Source organism: Pseudomonas svalbardensis (genome assembly GCF_030053115.1).
Classification (GTDB): Bacteria; Pseudomonadota; Gammaproteobacteria; order Pseudomonadales; family Pseudomonadaceae; genus Aquipseudomonas; species Aquipseudomonas svalbardensis.
Genome location: NZ_CP125619.1, coordinates 1,308,517 through 1,325,170, shown reverse-complemented (window position 1 = coordinate 1,325,170; position 16,654 = coordinate 1,308,517). Strand labels below are relative to the sequence as shown.

17 protein-coding genes are annotated in these 16,654 nt (G+C 59.6%); 4 read left to right on the top strand and 13 right to left on the bottom strand.

Going from position 1 to position 16,654, the window contains the following annotated elements; all coding sequences use genetic code 11:
* The 6 genes from QFX16_RS05840 to ppc all read right to left on the bottom strand — a co-directional run bounded on the left by QFX16_RS05840 (window position 1) and on the right by ppc (window position 6,587).
* On the bottom strand, window positions 1–822 hold the full coding sequence (locus QFX16_RS05840; protein ID WP_283183184.1) for an isocitrate lyase/PEP mutase family protein: 822 nt from the start codon (window positions 820–822) through the stop codon (window positions 1–3).
* A gap of 33 nt (window positions 823–855) precedes the next feature.
* Entirely contained in the window at window positions 856–1,716 is an 861-nt protein-coding gene (locus QFX16_RS05835) for a DUF72 domain-containing protein (RefSeq protein ID WP_283183183.1), read from the bottom strand.
* Entirely contained in the window at window positions 1,716–2,021 is a 306-nt protein-coding gene (locus QFX16_RS05830; RefSeq protein WP_283183182.1) for a hypothetical protein, read from the bottom strand. The genes QFX16_RS05835 and QFX16_RS05830 overlap by 1 nt, the downstream gene beginning before the upstream one ends.
* A 227-nt stretch (window positions 2,022–2,248) precedes the next feature.
* Complete coding sequence (gene tsaB, locus QFX16_RS05825) at window positions 2,249–2,923, bottom strand: tRNA (adenosine(37)-N6)-threonylcarbamoyltransferase complex dimerization subunit type 1 TsaB (protein WP_283183181.1); 675 nt, start codon at window positions 2,921–2,923, stop codon at window positions 2,249–2,251.
* 93 nt (window positions 2,924–3,016) lie between these two features.
* Entirely contained in the window at window positions 3,017–3,667 is a 651-nt protein-coding gene (adk, locus tag QFX16_RS05820; protein WP_283183180.1) for an adenylate kinase, read from the bottom strand.
* Between the two features lie 289 nt (window positions 3,668–3,956).
* On the bottom strand, window positions 3,957–6,587 hold the full coding sequence (ppc, locus tag QFX16_RS05815) for a phosphoenolpyruvate carboxylase (RefSeq protein ID WP_283183179.1): 2,631 nt from the start codon (window positions 6,585–6,587) through the stop codon (window positions 3,957–3,959).
* 336 nt (window positions 6,588–6,923) lie between these two features.
* Between ppc and QFX16_RS05810 the strand changes: the two genes are divergently transcribed.
* From QFX16_RS05810 to lptF, 4 genes are all read left to right on the top strand, one after another.
* On the top strand, window positions 6,924–7,091 hold the full coding sequence (locus QFX16_RS05810) for a hypothetical protein (protein WP_283183178.1): 168 nt from the start codon (window positions 6,924–6,926) through the stop codon (window positions 7,089–7,091).
* 478 nt (window positions 7,092–7,569) lie between these two features.
* Entirely contained in the window at window positions 7,570–7,914 is a 345-nt protein-coding gene (locus tag QFX16_RS05805) for a pilin assembly protein (RefSeq protein WP_282482759.1), read from the top strand.
* A gap of 274 nt (window positions 7,915–8,188) precedes the next feature.
* The gene (locus tag QFX16_RS05800) at window positions 8,189–8,602 is read left to right on the top strand and encodes a DUF4398 domain-containing protein (protein ID WP_283183177.1); all 414 of its coding nucleotides are present in this window, start codon (window positions 8,189–8,191) and stop codon (window positions 8,600–8,602) included.
* Between the two features lie 49 nt (window positions 8,603–8,651).
* Window positions 8,652–9,440 carry a lipotoxin F family OmpA-related lipoprotein LptF gene (gene lptF, locus QFX16_RS05795; protein WP_283183176.1) on the top strand — a complete coding sequence of 263 codons (789 nt, stop codon included), beginning with the start codon at window positions 8,652–8,654 and terminating at the stop codon, window positions 9,438–9,440.
* An 81-nt stretch (window positions 9,441–9,521) separates the two neighbouring features.
* Here lptF and QFX16_RS05790 read toward each other — a convergent pair whose 3' ends face one another.
* The 7 genes from QFX16_RS05790 to prfB all read right to left on the bottom strand — a co-directional run bounded on the left by QFX16_RS05790 (window position 9,522) and on the right by prfB (window position 16,429).
* On the bottom strand, window positions 9,522–9,851 hold the full coding sequence (locus QFX16_RS05790) for a PA3694 family proteiin (protein WP_283183175.1): 330 nt from the start codon (window positions 9,849–9,851) through the stop codon (window positions 9,522–9,524).
* Complete coding sequence (locus QFX16_RS05785; RefSeq protein WP_283183174.1) at window positions 9,848–10,762, bottom strand: alpha/beta hydrolase; 915 nt, start codon at window positions 10,760–10,762, stop codon at window positions 9,848–9,850. Before QFX16_RS05785 ends, QFX16_RS05790 begins: the two co-directional genes overlap by 4 nt.
* A gap of 145 nt (window positions 10,763–10,907) precedes the next feature.
* A complete protein-coding gene (locus QFX16_RS05780; protein WP_283183173.1) occupies window positions 10,908–12,185 on the bottom strand; it encodes a flavohemoglobin expression-modulating QEGLA motif protein in 1,278 nt (425 codons plus the stop codon).
* 37 nt (window positions 12,186–12,222) lie between these two features.
* Window positions 12,223–12,777 carry a hypothetical protein gene (locus tag QFX16_RS05775; RefSeq protein ID WP_283183172.1) on the bottom strand — a complete coding sequence of 185 codons (555 nt, stop codon included), beginning with the start codon at window positions 12,775–12,777 and terminating at the stop codon, window positions 12,223–12,225.
* Between the two features lie 163 nt (window positions 12,778–12,940).
* The gene (locus QFX16_RS05770) at window positions 12,941–13,657 is read right to left on the bottom strand and encodes a TetR/AcrR family transcriptional regulator (RefSeq protein ID WP_283183171.1); all 717 of its coding nucleotides are present in this window, start codon (window positions 13,655–13,657) and stop codon (window positions 12,941–12,943) included.
* A gap of 102 nt (window positions 13,658–13,759) precedes the next feature.
* Window positions 13,760–15,262, bottom strand: a complete 1,503-nt coding sequence (gene lysS / locus QFX16_RS05765) for a lysine--tRNA ligase (protein ID WP_283183170.1) — start codon at window positions 15,260–15,262, stop codon at window positions 13,760–13,762.
* 71 nt (window positions 15,263–15,333) lie between these two features.
* A protein-coding gene (gene prfB, locus QFX16_RS05760; RefSeq protein ID WP_283183169.1) for a peptide chain release factor 2 occupies window positions 15,334–16,429 on the bottom strand; the annotation gives its coding sequence in 2 pieces (ribosomal slippage) (window positions 15,334–16,356 and window positions 16,358–16,429; 1,095 coding nt in all).
* Window positions 16,430–16,654 lie beyond the last annotated feature (225 nt).

Genomic DNA, 16,654 nt, shown 5'->3' with positions numbered 1-16,654 from the left:
TCAGCCCTTGAACAATTGATTGGCCTGGGCATACGGCATGGACCGCGACGTGAACCCGAACGTGCCCGATGTCTTGATCTCTTCGGCAGCGCGGAAAAACTCCCCATACGCCGCCAGCGCCAGAGCCGAACCGACGCTGATGCGCTTGACGCCCATTTCGCTCAACTGCTCGACCGTCAATTTCAGTCCGCCAGACATCAACACATTCACCGGTTTCGGCGCCACAGCACGGACCACCGCCAACACGTCTTCAGCACTGCGCAGACCCGGCGCATAAAGTACGTCGGCACCTGCCTCGGCAAACGCCTGCAAGCGGCGAATGGTATCGGCGAGATCAGGATTGCCGTGCAGAAAGTTCTCCGCTCGCGCGGTCAACATAAAGGGAAACGGCAAGCTGCGAGCGGCTGCCACGGCAGCCTCGATGCGCGCCACGGCATGTTCGAAGCAGTAGATCGGCGCTTCTTGACGGCCCGTGGCATCTTCGATCGAGCCACCAACCGCGCCGGCCTCTGCCGCACGCAAAATACTCTGTGCGCATTCGGCTGGATCGTCAGCGAAGCCGTTTTCCAGGTCGACGGCGACGGGCAGATCAGTTGCCGCAACAATCGCCCGAACGTTTGCCAGGGTGTCGTCCAGCGTCAGCGCGCCATCGGGGCGGGCGTTGGAAAAGGCGTATCCGGCACTGGTGGTCGCCAGCGCTTCGAAACCAAGGCTGGCGAGCATTTTCGCCGAGCCGGCGTCCCATGGGTTGGGAATGACAAAAGCCCCCACGCGTTCGTGCAGTGCTTTGAACGCTTGGGCTCGAAGGGTTTGCGCATCCATTGGCAGGCTCCTGAAAAGGGCAAGGAATCCGCTTCAGAGCAGGCCAAGTTGCTCGGCAGCGGGCTCTCTGTATAGCTCAGGCAGCGGCGGCAAGCCAGGCAAACGCAGCATCAGTTTTGCGTGAAAACGTTGCGCCAGTTTGGCGGCCAGCAGGTTGTCGGCGGTGTGCAGGAAGATATAGGGCGTGCGGCCCTCTTCGATCCACACGGCAATTTTCTCGATCCATGGCAGCAGGAACGGGTCGTTGGCCTCAAGCTGTGGATGGCCGATGAAGCGTACCTGCGGACATTGCGTGAAGGCGGCCGGACGCGGCGGCACCCTGGGCTTTTTCGATTGGGCGTGAAGTACAGAAGGATCGGTCGATGTGCAGCTGAACAGCGCGCGGGGATCGAGGCAAATACGCTCGACACCGCGATCCAGTAGCAGGCGATTGAGCATTCGCTCGGCATCGCCCTTGGCGAAGAACTCGTCATGCCGCACTTCAACCGCCAGAGGCCGGTCCACGGCGTCGATAAAACCGGCAAGCTCTGACAGTCGTTGAGGTGTAAAGCTTTTGGAGAGTTGCAGCCACAGCGGTGAAACCCGCTCACCGAGGGGACTGAGCAATTGCAGGAAGGTTTCGACAGCGGTCAATTGTTCGCGCAGATCACCGCTGTGACTGATGTCACCGGGGAACTTGGCAGTGAAGCGAAAGTGTTCGGGCATGGTCTCGGCCCAACGCTGCACGGTGGTCGCAGCCGGGCTCGCGTAGAAGGTCGTGTTGCCTTCCACGGCGTTGAACACTTGGGAATAGAGATTCAGAAATTCGGCGGGTTTTGCGTCTTGCGGATACAGGTAGTCACGCCAGGCGTTTTCACTCCAGGACGGACAGCCCAGGTAGTAAGGCAGCTGCATCAGATGTACAAGTCGAGGCCCAGCACATCCGAATCCCAATCAACAAAACCGGCGGTGCTCAGGTAGCTGGCCAGGGCCTTCGCGACACTGTTGCTCATGGCACGGTGATAAATCATGTCTTGTTGACGGGCGGGGAGATTACTCAAGCGTTGCGCAGAGGCTTTGGCGGCGCGGGCGGCCATTTGCTCTTCGGATGGAATTTCCAGCTCGCCGTCGATATCGACGTAGTCGTCATCCGCCACAGGGCCTTTGCGAGGCTTGCGCTTGATGGGGTAGGACTGAGAGGGAACGCCGTCTATACGCATGAGTACATGTCCGGGATCAATGATGGCAGTTTAGTGGCGCAAAACCCACTGCGCAAACCGCCGAGTGATAACTAGAACACAGAAAATGGAAAAGGTTTAAAAGCGGGGGCATAAAACGACGATTGGCTGCGTTGCGCAGTCCGCCTTCGCGAGCAGGCTCGCTCCCACAGGGCTTTCGCTAACCCTGTGGGAGCGAGCCTGCTCGCGAAGGGACCAACTCTAGAGAATCAACGTGCTTTTGGGGTGGCGACTTTATCGCGCAAGTACACTGGCTGAGCCTCATCAGCCACGATCGCCTCGCCACGCGCCCAGGCAAAACGCGCCAGGGTCAGCAGGTCCTCAGCGTGAGGCAACATGCCCGCATCCTGCCCGGTCAGGCTGACGGCGATACGCTCGGCATAACCCCAGCCAGTGCCGGCGCCAAACCACTCACCGCTGGCGTCAGCCGGCAACGCGGCCACTTCCGGCGGCAGCACTGCTTCATTGCCGACCAGCCGCATCTCCCCCGCCGTTTCGCGGTAGCAACCCCAATACACCTCATCCATCCGCGCATCGATAGCGGCAGCCACCTGGCTCACGCCGTTTTCGCGATAGGCCCGCTGCGCCAGCACGGCCAGATTCGATACTGGCAACACCGGACGATCCAGCGCAAACGCCAGCCCCTGCACCACGCCGATGGCGATCCGCACGCCGGTAAACGCACCCGGACCACGTCCGAAAGCGATTGCATCGACCGCTTGCAGGGTGGTCCCGGCATCCGCCAGCAACTGCTGAATCATCGGCAGCAGCTTCTGCGCATGCAGGCGCGGGATCACCTCGTAATGGCTCGTGACTTTGCCGTCATGCAGCAAGGCAACGGAGCAAGCTTCAGTCGCGGTGTCCAGGGCCAGCAAGGTGCTCATCGATGTTTCCGTAAGAGAGGTCAGAAAAAGTGCGCCAGTATAAACAACTACGGCCCGCAAGCGGGCCGTAGAAGATGAAGCGATTCAGACTTTTCAGCTCAGTGCTTCAAGCACCTTGCCGGTGATCACTTCAACCGAGCCGACGCCCGCAATGTGGCTGTACTTCGGCTTGCCATCAGTAGCAGCAGACAGCGTCTGGTAGAACTCGACCAGAGGCTTGGTCTGGGAATGGTAGACCGACAGGCGATGACGAACGGTTTCTTCAGTGTCGTCCTTGCGCTGCACCAGCTCTTCACCGGTGATGTCGTCCTTGCCGGCGATTTTCGGCGGGTTGTAGACGGTGTGGTACACGCGGCCGCTGGCCTCGTGAACGCGACGACCAGCGATACGCTGAACGATTTCTTCGTCGTCGACGGCGATTTCGACCACGTGATCCAGCTCCACGCCGGCTTTCACCAGGGCTTCAGCCTGAGGAATGGTGCGCGGGAAACCGTCGAACAGGAAACCGTTGGCGCAATCGGCCTGGCTGATGCGTTCCTTGACCAGATTGATGATCAGGTCATCGGAAACCAGACCACCGCTGTCCATGACGCTCTTGGCGATCAGGCCCAGCTCGGTGCCAGCCTTGACCGCGGCACGCAGCATGTCGCCGGTGGAGATTTGCGGAATGCCGAATTTTTCGGTGATGAACTTAGCCTGAGTACCTTTACCGGCCCCGGGAGCTCCCAGCAGAATGACGCGCATCGATGTGCTCCTCAATTTTTTATATAGATAACGTCAGATTCGCCTCGTGGGGCCAATCTCAAAATAAGGGTCGTAACCGCCCAAACGGTCAAAGGCTGATCAAGATACACAGCAGGCCCGGAGCACACAAGCCGCCGAAAGTCGGAGAAACCCACGCCTGATGTGGCCTTTCGTCGGGGTAACCCTAGTCGCAACCCCATCACTAACTGTCGCCTGGCAGCACTTTCCAAGCCCTCGCCCACAGGCAACTCGACGCGCGCGCCGAGTGCCTTGCCCCACGACGAAAACCTTAGCCGGTATTACGCAAACCGGCGGCAATCCCCGCCACAGACACCAGCAGCGCCTGTTCTACCGGGCTGCCCTGCGCCACTTCCTGTTGTCGCGACCGCGCCAACAACTCGGCCTGCAATAGATGAAGAGGGTCGAGGTAAGTGTTGCGCAAGCGGATGAATTCAAGCGTGGCTGGGCTATGTGCCAGTAGCTGCGACTGACCAGTCAACCCAAGGACCACCGAGCAGGCCTGCGACAATAGGTCGCGTAAATGCGCACCCAAAGGGAGCAGATCCGGCTCGACCAAGCGCTCATCGTAGGACCGGGCGATATCGGCATCGGCCTTGGCCAACACCATTTCCAGCATATCGATGCGCGTGCGGAAGAACGGCCACTGCTCACGCATCTGCCCCAGCAGCTCACCTTCGCCGCGCTCCAGCGCCTTGCTCAGCGCCGCTTCCCAGCCGAGCCACGCCGGCAACATCAGACGCGTCTGGGTCCAGCCGAAGATCCACGGGATCGCCCGCAGGCTTTCAATCCCGCCGGCGCGGCGCTTGGCCGGGCGACTGCCCAGCGGCAGGCGTCCCAGTTCCTGCTCCGGGGTGGACTGGCGGAAATACTCAACGAACTGCGGGTTTTCCCGCACCACGGCGCGATAAGCGCTGACACCGTCGGCGGCCAATTCGTCCATCAGATTGCGCCAGGCTGACTCTGGTGGAGGCGGCGGCAGCAAGGTCGCTTCCAGTACTGCTGCCAAGTACAGATTGAGGTTCTGCTCGGCGATATCTGGCAGGCCGAATTTGAAACGAATCATTTCCCCCTGCTCGGTGGTACGGAAACGCCCCGCCACCGAACCCGGCGGCTGCGACAGAATCGCCGCGTGTGCCGGGCCGCCGCCACGTCCCACGGTGCCACCGCGACCGTGGAACAACAGCAGTTCCACTTGTTGCTCGCGACAGATGTCGACCAAGCGCTCCTGCGCCCGATACTGCGCCCAGGCCGCTGCCGTCGTGCCGGCGTCCTTGGCCGAGTCGGAGTAGCCAATCATCACTTCCTGCGGCCCTTGCAGGCGCGAGCGATAACCGGGCAGCAGCAACAGTTTTTCAATCACCGGGCCGGCGTTGTCGAGGTCGGCAAGGGTCTCGAACAGCGGCACCACACGCATCGGCCGCAACACGCCAGACTCTTTGAGCAGCAGTTGCACGGCCAGCACGTCGGAAGCAGCGCCGGCCATGGAGATCACATACGAACCGAGCGATGCGCCCGGTGCGGCAGCGATTTCCCGGCAGGTCGCCAACACTTCAGCGGTGTCGGCCGATGGCTTGAAGTACGCCGGCAGCAACGGCCGGCGGTTGTTCAGTTCGCGCATCAGGAAAGCAATGCGCTCTTCCTCGCTCCAGTCCTCGTAGCGCCCCAAGCCCAAGTAATCGGTGATCTCGTTCATGGCCGCGGTATGTCGCGTCGAGTCCTGACGCACATCGAGCCGCACCAGGAACAGCCCGAACGTCACCGCCCGGCGCAGGCAATCAAGCAGCGGACCATCAGCGATCACGCCCATGCCGCACTCATGCAGCGAGTGGTAACACAGCTCCAGCGGATCGAGCAGCTCGCGGTTGTTTTGCAACACATCGGTGGGTGCCGGCGTGGTCTTCGTCAAGGAGGCGTGAGCCCAGTTACGCGTCGCGCGCAGGCGTTCACGCAGCTGTTTAAGCACTGCGCGGTAAGGTTCGGCGCTGTCCCCGGCCTTGGCCTTCAAGTCGTCGCTGGCCTGCTGCATCGACAACTCGGCTGCCAGGTGATCGACATCGCGCAGGTACAAGTCCGCGGCCATCCACCGCGCCAGCAGCAAGACTTCACGGGTTACGGCAGCGGTCACGTTGGGGTTGCCATCCCGGTCACCGCCCATCCACGAGGCAAAGCGAATCGGTGCGGCCTCCAGTGGGAGGTGCAGGCCAGTGGCGTCATGCAGGGCTTTATCAGCCTTGCGCAAATAGTTGGGGATCGCCTGCCACAGCGAGTGTTCGATCACAGCGAAGCCCCATTTGGCTTCATCCACGGGGGTTGGGCGGGTGCGACGGATTTCTTCGGTGTGCCAGGCTTCGGCGATCAGGCGCTGCAACTTCGTGTGGATCTGCTCGCGTTCGGCAGTGGTCAGGTCGCGATGGTCCTGGGCGGCCAATTGAGCGGCAATTGCGTCGTACTTCTGGATCAGCGTGCGGCGCGCCACTTCGGTCGGGTGCGCGGTGAGGACCAACTCAATCTCCAGCCGTCCCAGTTGCCGGGCCAGGGATTCAGCGCCATGGCCTTCGGCAAGCAGGCGAGCAAGCAATTCCGGCAGTACCCGCGCTTCGAACGGCGCAGGCTGTGACTCTTCGCGACGGTGAATCAGCTGATATTGCTCGGCGATATTGGCCAGGTTGAGAAACTGGTTGAACGCCCGCGCCACCGGCAGCAACTCTTCTTCGCTCAATTGGTTGAGGCTGGCGCTCAGTTCAGCGTCCATTGAACCGCGACGGTCGGCCTTGGCGCCCTTGCGGATCTGCTCGATCTTGTCGAGAAAACCGTCCCCGTACTGTTCACGAATGGTGTTGCCCAACAGCTCACCCAACAGGTGAACATCCTCGCGCAAGCGTGCATCAATATCGGTCATCAGCAGTTCTCCAGCGAAAATCCGGGTGTGCTTTGTCGTTAGAGAGTGCCGCTCTAAAGCGGTTCTTACAAGCGGGCGACGATGGGAATGCTGTTCGCACGAGAAAGTTCTGGGATTGGGATTGGGGTTGGTGGGTACATATCCGTTGCTGCGGTGATGGCTGATTACGGTTTCGCTTTTACAGCGAGTCACTTTCGAAAAGCGCGAAAGTAACCAAAGCGCTTCTGCCCCGCCATTCGGTGCCTCGCCTAGGCTCGGCATGCCCTCACTCCGGCATTGCTCCGGGGGCCCGCCGCCATCGGCCATCCATGGCCGGGGGCGGCTACCGCGGCATCCTTGCCGCGGTGCCCCCTGCGCAACACCTGCGTTCGGCCTCTGGGAAAGGGGCAACAGATCAAAATCAAAAGCAACGGCAACCGCAACCGCAACGGCAACGGCAACGGCAACGGCAACGGCAACGGCAACGGCAAGATCAACAGCTTCGCGAGCAAGCCCCACACATAAAGCAGATCGGCGTACAGCTTTTGCTTCTCACCACTCAACAGGCCGAGCGTTAGCTCGCCTGCAGCTTTTGATCTTGATGCACCGCCCCTCGAGAGGCCGAGTGGAGGTTCTGCGTAGTGGGCAACCCGGCATGGATGCCGGGTTAGCCGCCCCCGGCCATGGATGGCCGATGGCGGCGGGCCCACGGAGCAGGACCGGAGCGAGGCACCGAACGAAAGGGGCAAGAGCCCTTGGTTACTTGGGGCTTTTCCAAGTGACTCGCTGTAAAAGCGAAACCAATAGCCGCCGCTACCGCAAAAACGGATATACACCCAATCCCCCACTAAAGCCCCCAGGCAACGCTCACCATTAGACGACGAAGGGACTTTAAACCTTGGGCGTTAAAGCTAGTCTGAAGAGTAAGCCTTACAACGGCTGCCGCCGGCGATTGCCGGACACTGACACTGCCTGCCACGAGCAGGTGCGCATTGAGGTCACTATGAAAATCCGCGAGCTTGCCCATCACTGGGAAGAAAACGCCAAGGGTCGCCTGACCGACACCGGATACTCGATTCATCTGGATGTGGAGGCCGCCGCACGGCTGGCGGCAATTATCGATATGTACCCCAAACGGCAGCCCGAAGAACTGCTCGGCGAGCTGATCGGCGCCGCCCTGGAAGAGCTCGAAAAGAGCTTCCCGTATGTGAAGGGTTCGACCGTCGTGGCCACCGACGAAGAAGGTGATCCGCTGTACGAAGACGTCGGTCCGACTCCACGTTTTCTCGCGCTGTCCCGTCGTCATTTGCACGATTTGTCGGCCGTTGACGATAAACAGAAACACTGATTACCGCGCTTCTTTTCCCTCCAGAAATGCCTATTCCCAGGCCCGTTCAGGGCCGGGAATACTCCTGCATGTGATGGTAATTCCCGATTTAGAGCCTTGTCCGCTCGGTCAAAGTTTTTTCGGGCGATTGGCCATATTCTCTGAACTTTCGAAAAACGCCTTGGGTCACAGCCATTAACCACGCCTGGGACGGCCGTTTCAAAACACCCCCGGAAATTGAAGGTTGCGGCTCCTTGCCCAGGATGGATTTTTAAGTTTTTCAGGAGTTATTCCAATGGAGTTGAAGACCATGAAAACCCGAACTGCCAAATCCTCATTCACCCACCTGCGTGGCCTGAAACTGGCTGCCCTGGCAATCGGCAGCAGCTTCGTTCTGGCCGGTTGTGCCGGCAACCCGCCAAGCGAGCAATTCGCCGTGACGGAATCGGCGGTCAACAGCGCCGTCAGTGCCGGCGGCACCGAGTTTGCGGCGGTGGAAATGAAGTCCGCGCAGGACAAGCTCAAACAAGCCGAAATCGCCATGCACGACAAAAAGTATGCCGAAGCCAAAATCCTCGCCGAACAGGCCGAGTGGGACGCTCGCGTGGCTGAACGCAAAGCCCAAGCGATCAAAGCTGAACAGGCTGTGAAGGACTCTCAGAAAGGGGTTCAGGAACTGCGTCAGGAAAGCCAGCGCACTGTGCAATAAGCGGCGCCGCACGACGTACTTCTTACTCGACTAAAAGGACGAAACCACCATGCGTAAACAATTGATGATTCCTGCCCTGCTCGCCGTAAGCGTTGCACTGGCTGCCTGCTCCACGCCGCCGAACGCGAATCTGGAACAGGCCCGCACTAACTACACCGGCCTGCAAACCAACCCGCAAGCCAGCAAAGTCGCGGCGCTGGAAACCAAAGAAGCCAGCGATTACCTGGACAAGGCCGACAAGGCTTATCAGGACAAAGAAGACCAGGCCAAGGTCGACCAACTGGCTTACCTGACCAATCAACGTGTTGAAGTGGCGAAGCAGACCATCGCCCTGCGCAACGCTGAAGCCAACCTGAAAAATGCTTCTGCGCAGCGTGCCCAGGCTCGTCTGGATGCCCGCGACGCGCAGATCAAGCAATTGCAGGACAGCCTGAACGCCAAGCAGACCGATCGCGGCACCTTGGTGACGTTCGGTGATGTGTTGTTCGCCACTGACAGGGCTGATCTGAAGTCCAGCGGTCTGGTGAATATCAACAAACTGGCGCAGTTCCTCTCGGAAAACCCTGATCGCAAAGTGATCGTCGAGGGCTACACCGACAGCACGGGCACCGCAAACCACAACCAGTCGCTGTCCGAACGTCGTGCCGGTTCCGTGCGCACGGCGCTGGTGAAAATGGGCGTTGATCCAGTGCGTATCGTGGCGCAGGGTTACGGCAAGGAATACCCGGTGGCCGAGAACAGCAGCGTCTCGGGCCGTGCGATGAACCGTCGGGTGGAAGTGACCATTTCCAACGACAACCAGCCGGTGATCCCGCGTTCGGCGGTTAGCTCGAACTAAGCTCCACTCGCTGAAACACAAAAGCCCCGCCTGATCTGATCAGGCGGGGCTTTTGTTTTTAAGATCAAAAGATCGGGCGCGCTACGGTTGCAGCTTCTGCGGGGTTTCCTCGCCCATGCAACGCACGGCTTTTTTCTTGTTGTTGACCAACACGCCGCTCAGGCCTTTCTGTTCGGTGTCGAACATCACCAGCACGCCATCGATGCATTGCGCCACTTGCGCGGCCGGTTCCAGGGAGATCTTGTAGTCTTCGCCCGGCACCGTCTTGAGCAGGGTGAAGTCGCTGAGCAGCAGCGCATCTTCGGGTTTGGCGAAGTGCAGGTAGCCGTAGAACCACAAGGCCCCGACGGTGCCGAGGATGGTGCAGATACCGGTGATGATCAGCGGGATGGCGTTACGTTCTTCACTCATTGCGGACTCTCTGGTGGTTCATCTTCAGAATTTTTCGGCGCCGGGTAATTCGGGACTTCGCCCAGGCGGCGCAGACCGTTGAAATGCTGCGGGTCGTCGAGAAAACGCAGCATGACTTTGCGCCAGACCGGGTCGGCGAACGTCTGCACATGACCACCACGGGTCAGTTGCAGCACCCGCGGCGGCGGCGCAGCTTGATACAGACGTATGCCGTTGGAAAGGGGCACGATCGGATCGTCGATGCTGTGGTAGATCAGTTTCGGCACGCCATTGAGCTGCGTCATGGAATGGATCGCGCTGTCGCCGTCCGGCACCAGCCAGGACAGCGGCACCTGAACCAGCCAGGTCAGCCAGGAATGGCTCAGGGCAAATTGACCGATACTGCGGTAACTGGCGGGCACGCCGTCGAGGACGAAGGCCTTGAGTTGTTTCTGGCGTTCAGGGTGCTGAACCAGATAATGCACGGCCATCGAACCGCCAAGGCTTTGGCCCAGGAGGATCAACGGCTTGCCCTTGACCTCCGGCGCCTGATCGAGCCATTTGAACGCGGCGTCGATGTCCTGGTAGATCGCTGGCAGCGTCGGTTCACCCTCGGACAGACCGTAGCCGCGATAGTCCAGCAGCAACACTTGATACCCTTCTTTTGGCAACCACCAACTCCCCCCGAGATGCATGGGCAGATTGCCGCCGTTACCGTGCAAATGCAGCACCGTGCCCTTGACCTCGACACCTTGTTTGGCCGGCAACCACCAGCCGTGCAGCTTGAGGCCGTCGGCGGTGGTCAGGGTGACGTCGCGGTATTCGAGTTCGGCTTTTTCCGGGGTAAACAGCTGGCCGGGCTCGGGGTAAAACAGCAGCGAGCTGCAACCGTTCAAGGTCAGCAGCAGGCAAAAAATCCCGAGGAATCTCATCCGTTGAAACCTCGCAAAAATAGGGGTTGGAACACAGTACCTGTGGGAGCGAGCTTGCTCGCGATAGCGGTATGTCAGGCGATACAAATGTTGAATGTAATTCCGCCATCGCGAGCAAGCTCGCTCCCACAGGGGATCTCATTGTTCACAGGATATTGGAGTAATCCGCTTCGATCCGGTCCAGGCTCAGGTGATTGAGGAAGTTGGAGAAGCACATCCACGCCGACAGCGCGTTCAGGTCACGGATCTGATCCGGCAAATACTTCGGTGGCACCACCAGCCCTTCATCCACCAACTGGCGCAAGGTCCGCATGTCTTCCAGCGTGGTCTTGCCGCAAAACAGCAGCGGTATCTGCTCAAGCTTGCCTTTACGCACGGCCAACTGAATGTAGTTGTAAACCATGATAAAGCCCTTGAGGTAGGACAAGTCTTTGGTAAATGGCAGACCTGTCGGCACCGAGCCACGGAAAACCCGACTGGCGTTGCCGTAGCTTTCCGCCATTTCAAAACCTTGCTCGCGGAAGAACTCGAAGATCTGCAGGAAGTCCGCGCCCTCTTCCACCATGTGAATGGCGCGGGTGCGGTTGGTCAGTTTGCGCAGGCGACTCGGGTACGAGGCGAAAGTGATGATTTCCATCAGGATCGCCAGGCCTTCCTGAGTCACCGTCGACGACGGCGGACCTTTGGAGAGGAAGGTGCAGATCGGCTGGTTCAGACCATTGAGCGTGGTCCCCACATGCACCAGCCCTTCGTGGACTTCCAGGGCGCGCACGTCACGGTCGTTGAACATCGCGTCGGTGCGGATCTTGATGTAGTCGGCGCCAGCCGCCGCATCGGCAACGATCCCGTCGGACTCGAATACGCGAATGGTTTCCTCGGCCTCGCCGAATACCTTATTCAAGCGGGTTTGCAGCAGGTGGACGGCTTCCTTGGCGGTGAGGATTTTCGGTTCGTCCTTCAGGTCGCCACGGCCATCGATATTGTTCAGGTAATCCGAGAGCATCAGGCCCAGGTCGGAAAGTGTCGGATCGCCAGCGTGGAACGCGTCGGAAGCGGCACCATAAAGCTCCTGTGAAATCAGCCCGAAATCCTCGGTGCCGCGCGCTTCGAGCATGCGCACCACCATGCGGTATTCCTTGCACATGCGGCGCATGATCTGGCCGACCGGGTTGAACTGACCAAGCTGACGGGTGATGTCGCGTTCGATGTTCTGGAATTCCAGCTTCACCTTGCTGGAGTCGAACGCCAGCGGCCGGTTCAGGTAGTAATCGCGATCCACCGCCGGCATTTCCTTGCCCTTGGCCTTGAGGAAACCCTTGCGGATGCTGTCGTCCCACTTCACCGCATCCAGGACGCGAATCGGCGTCTGCGCCAGCACAATGCGATCGGACAAAATGCGTATCGACTGCTGGTAATCGTCCACCCGAAACTCCTGTAGAAAAACCGTTTACGTGCTGGGTTTATTTGGCTTTGGCCAGGCGCTGATAGCGCACGGCCTCGACGAACACATCGGAATTGGCCGGATCGTCGAGGTAGGCGAAAACCTGGTCCAGATCGTTGTTGATCAACACGCCGTCGCCGTCGTCGGTCTGGAAGCCTTCGCCGCTGAGGACTTTTTGCCTCAGGGCCTGGTTGATCTGCTCGAGGTCGAGGTTGTAGACCACCAGTTCATGCTTATCGGTGAGTTCGAAACCGAAGAGCGTGAAGTGCCCGCCGAACTGCGCCGGCACCTTGGCCGACAGGTACCAGCGACTGCCATGGCGGGTCACCGTGAAGGGATAGGCTTCACGCTCCTTGGGTTTAGCCTTGAAGTAGCTGACCGCCTGATAGTGATTGTCGCCCAGGCGTGTCAGTTCCAGATTCAGCGGTTCGCCCCAGGCGTTGGTGCTGGTCCATTTGCCGAGCAACCCTTTAGGCGCGGGCTCGCTCGAGGGCAGCGGCTCCTTGAAGGTCACCAGACAGCCGCTAAGCAGCAGGAACGACAAGGCGATCACAACGACACGCCAGGCTTTCATTCAACACTCCCTATGAACACACTTTGCCCTGGGCTAACACCGGCCCCCTGTGGGAGCGAGCCTGCTCGCGAAGGCGGAGTGTCAGACAACAGAGATGTTGAATGTCAGACCGTATTCGCGAGCAGGCTCGCTCCCTCAGGGGTTGAGCGTACAACCCTGAGGGTTACACCGACGCCAATACCAGGTGCATATACCGCGTGAGGATGCCGAGCATTTCGGCTTCGGCGACAGGCTCGCCGTCGTTGAGCAGGCCCTGATATTCCATCCGTCCGATAATCGCCGTCAACACTTTGGCATCCTGTTGTGGCTCGCGGGAACCCAATACCTCGAAAAAATGGCAGGTGCCTTGCAGAAGAATTTGCTGATGCGAGCGCACCAACTCCGCCAGACGCGGGTTCAACAGCGCCTCCTGACGGAACGCCTGCTCGGCCATCAAGTGTTCGCGACGGTTGTGCAATTGGCGCTGCACGTAATCGGCGGTCAGCCGCGCGATATCGTCAGCCAGCTGGGAACGCGACTCGGGGCTGCCATCGCCATAAGCAACCATCTCGCGCAGCAAGCCTTCGTTGCTGGCCCACAGCTTGGCCATGAACGCCGCGCTGCGTTCCACGTATTGGGCAAAGGTATCGGTGAGCAGGTCATCGATGTCCTTGAAATAGTAAGTGGTGGCCGACAGCGGCACACCGGCCTCGGCAGCCACCGCGCGGTGACGCACGGCCCGCACGCCATCGCGCACGACAATGCGCATCGCCGCATCGAGAATGTCCTGTCGACGCTGCTCACTGCCCTGTCGGCTGGCCTTGCGACCCTGGTACTGAACACTTTCAGCGACCGCAGTGGCGACGTCCGCTGCACCCTCTTGAGCAATTGCACGGTTCACGACAGGTATTCCTCTCTTACTTCAAAAGTAACCAATTGATACGTTTGTACCAGACAGGCAATAAAAAGCCGCCTGTTTTAGGCGGCTTTTTTATTGAAACACTTACGCTTGTGGCCGCATGTGCGGGAACAGGATCACGTCGCGGATCGACGGGGAGTTGGTCAACAGCATCACCAGACGGTCGATGCCGATACCTTCACCGGCCGTTGGCGGCATGCCGTACTCCAGCGCGCGAACGAAGTCGGCGTCGTAATGCATGGCTTCGTCGTCGCCGGCGTCCTTGTCAGCCACCTGCGCCATGAAGCGCTCGGCCTGGTCTTCCGCGTCGTTCAACTCGGAGTAGGCGTTGGCGATTTCGCGGCCACCGATGAACAGTTCGAAACGGTCGGTGACGTTCGGGTTGTCGTCGTTACGACGGGCCAGCGGCGACACTTCGAACGGGTATTGAGTGATGAAGTGCGGCTGCTCCAGCTTGTGCTCGACCAGCTCTTCGAAAATCATCACCTGCAATTTGCCCAGACCTTCGAAGCCCAGCACCTTGGCGCCGGCCTTCTTGGCGATGGCGCGGGCCTTGTCGATGTCGGTCAGGTCGTCAGCGGTCAGCTCAGGGTTGTACTTGAGGATCGAGTCGAACACCGACAGACGCACGAATGGTTCGCCGAAGTGGAACACTTTGTCGCCGTAAGGCACGTCGGTGCTGCCCAGAACCAGCTGCGCCAGCTCGCGGAACAGCTCTTCGGTCAGGTCCATGTTGTCTTCGTAGTCGGCGTAAGCCTGGTAGAACTCCAACATGGTGAATTCAGGGTTGTGACGAGTCGAAACGCCTTCGTTACGGAAGTTGCGGTTGATCTCGAACACTTTTTCAAAACCACCGACCACCAGACGCTTGAGGTACAGCTCCGGCGCGATGCGCAGGTACATGTCCATGTCCAGGGCGTTGTGGTGTGTTTCGAACGGCTTGGCCGCTGCACCGCCTGGAATGGTTTGCAGCATCGGTGTTTCGACTTCCAGGAAGTCTCGCTTCATCAGGAAGCTGCGGATGTGCGCGATGACTTGCGAACGAACGCGGAAAGTCTGGCGCACGTCTTCGTTGACGATCAGGTCAACGTAACGCTGACGATAACGGGATTCGGTGTCGGTCAGGCCGTGGTGCTTGTCCGGCAGCGGGCGCAGGGATTTGGTCAGCAGGCGCACGCTGGTCATTTCGACGTACAGGTCGCCCTTGCCGGAACGCGCCAGGGTACCTTCGGCGGCGATGATGTCGCCCAGGTCCCATGTTTTCACCGCGGCCAGGGTTTCTTCGGACAGGGTTTTACGGTTGACGTAAACCTGGATGCGCCCGGACATGTCCTGGATCACCATGAACGAGCCACGGTTGAGCATGAGACGACCGGCAACCTTGACCGGGATTGCAGCTTCTGCCAGCTCTTCCTTGGTCTTGTCCGCGTACTGTTTCTGCAGGTCTTCGCAGTAGTTGTCGCGGCGGAAGTCGTTCGGGAAGGCATTGCCCTTGGCGCGCTCGGCAGCCAGCTTTTCCTTGCGCAGGGCGATCAGGGAGTTTTCTTCCTGTTGCAGGGCTTGCGGGTCGAGTTCTAGGTCGCTCATGTCTTTAAAAATTCCATCACAGGTTCGTTGCCCCCGCGGGTGGCAGGGGACTTAAGGTCTTGACTGGCGGTTTACAGGCCTTGCTTCAGGCTGGCCACCAGGTATTCGTCGATGTCGCCGTCGAGCACCTTGTCGCAGTCACTGCGTTCGATGTTAGTGCGCAAATCCTTGATCCGCGACGCATCGAGCACGTAAGAGCGAATCTGGTGACCCCAGCCGATGTCCGACTTGGTGTCTTCCAGGGCCTGGGAGGCGGCGTTGCGTTTCTGCACTTCCTGCTCGTACAAGCGCGCCCGCAACATTTTCATCGCAGTGTCTTTGTTCGCGTGCTGGGAGCGTTCGTTCTGGCAGCTGACCACGGTGTTGGTCGGTACGTGCGTAATACGCACGGCCGAGTCGGTGGTGTTTACGTGCTGACCACCGGCACCGGAGGAGCGGTAGGTATCGATGCGCAGGTCCGACGGGTTGATGTCGATTTCGATGTTGTCATCGATTTCCGGCGACACGAACACGGCCGAGAACGAGGTGTGGCGACGGTTACCGGAGTCGTACGGGCTCTTGCGCACCAGACGGTGCACGCCGATTTCGGTACGCAACCAGCCGAAGGCGTATTCACCCTTGATATGGATTGTGGCGCCTTTGATCCCGGCGACTTCACCGGCCGACAGTTCCATGATGGTCGCGTCGAAACCGCGTTTGTCGGCCCAGCGCAGGTACATGCGCAGCAGGATGTTGGCCCAGTCCTGAGCCTCGGTGCCGCCGGAGCCGGCCTGGATGTCCAGGTAGGCGTTGTTGGCGTCCATCTCACCGCTGAACATGCGACGGAATTCGAGTTTTTCCAGGGATTCGCGCAGACGCTCGACTTCGGCAGCGACGTCATCGACGGCGGCCTGGTCTTCTTCTTCGGCGGACATCAGCAGCAGGTCTTTGGCGTCGGCCAGGCCTGTGTGCATTTCGTCGAGGGTTTCGACGATCTGAGCCAGCAGGGACCGCTCGCGGCCCAGCTCCTGAGCGTACGACGGGTTGTTCCAGACAGACGGATCTTCAAGCTCGCGATTGACTTCAGTCAGACGCTCATGCTTTTGATCGTAGTCAAAGATACCCCCGAATAGTTTCGGAGCGCTCGGACAGGTCCTTGATACTGTTAAGGATCGGGTTGATTTCCATGGCGGGCAGCACTCGTTGGCGAACTTTTGAAAGCCGGCGAGTATAACGTAATCAAGCTGTCACGGCAGCCCGCCTGGCGGCTTTAGGGGCGAATGGTTTTTGCTGAAGACCGGGGGGGGGAAACGCGTGTAGCAGCTGCCGAGCTGCGCGAGGCTGCGTTCGAGGACGAAGTCCTCGCAAATCGTCTGTACGCGGTTTACCCGAAAGAACCCGTTGCCTGATTTG

What these genes read in the sequence shown, in the direction of transcription:
- QFX16_RS05840 (WP_283183184.1), bottom strand. Translation starts at nt 822, where the DNA reads ATGGATGCGCAAACCCTTCGAGCCCAAGCGTTCAAAGCACTGCACGAA.
- QFX16_RS05835 (WP_283183183.1), bottom strand. Translation starts at nt 1,716, where the DNA reads ATGCAGCTGCCTTACTACCTGGGCTGTCCGTCCTGGAGTGAAAACGCC.
- QFX16_RS05830 (WP_283183182.1), bottom strand. Translation starts at nt 2,021, where the DNA reads ATGCGTATAGACGGCGTTCCCTCTCAGTCCTACCCCATCAAGCGCAAG.
- tsaB (WP_283183181.1), bottom strand. Translation starts at nt 2,923, where the DNA reads ATGAGCACCTTGCTGGCCCTGGACACCGCGACTGAAGCTTGCTCCGTT.
- adk (WP_283183180.1), bottom strand. Translation starts at nt 3,667, where the DNA reads ATGCGCGTCATTCTGCTGGGAGCTCCCGGGGCCGGTAAAGGTACTCAG.
- ppc (WP_283183179.1), bottom strand. Translation starts at nt 6,587, where the DNA reads ATGACCGATATTGATGCACGCTTGCGCGAGGATGTTCACCTGTTGGGT.
- QFX16_RS05805 (WP_282482759.1), top strand. Translation starts at nt 7,570, where the DNA reads ATGAAAATCCGCGAGCTTGCCCATCACTGGGAAGAAAACGCCAAGGGT.
- QFX16_RS05800 (WP_283183177.1), top strand. Translation starts at nt 8,189, where the DNA reads ATGGAGTTGAAGACCATGAAAACCCGAACTGCCAAATCCTCATTCACC.
- lptF (WP_283183176.1), top strand. Translation starts at nt 8,652, where the DNA reads ATGCGTAAACAATTGATGATTCCTGCCCTGCTCGCCGTAAGCGTTGCA.
- QFX16_RS05790 (WP_283183175.1), bottom strand. Translation starts at nt 9,851, where the DNA reads ATGAGTGAAGAACGTAACGCCATCCCGCTGATCATCACCGGTATCTGC.
- QFX16_RS05785 (WP_283183174.1), bottom strand. Translation starts at nt 10,762, where the DNA reads ATGAGATTCCTCGGGATTTTTTGCCTGCTGCTGACCTTGAACGGTTGC.
- QFX16_RS05775 (WP_283183172.1), bottom strand. Translation starts at nt 12,777, where the DNA reads ATGAAAGCCTGGCGTGTCGTTGTGATCGCCTTGTCGTTCCTGCTGCTT.
- lysS (WP_283183170.1), bottom strand. Translation starts at nt 15,262, where the DNA reads ATGAGCGACCTAGAACTCGACCCGCAAGCCCTGCAACAGGAAGAAAAC.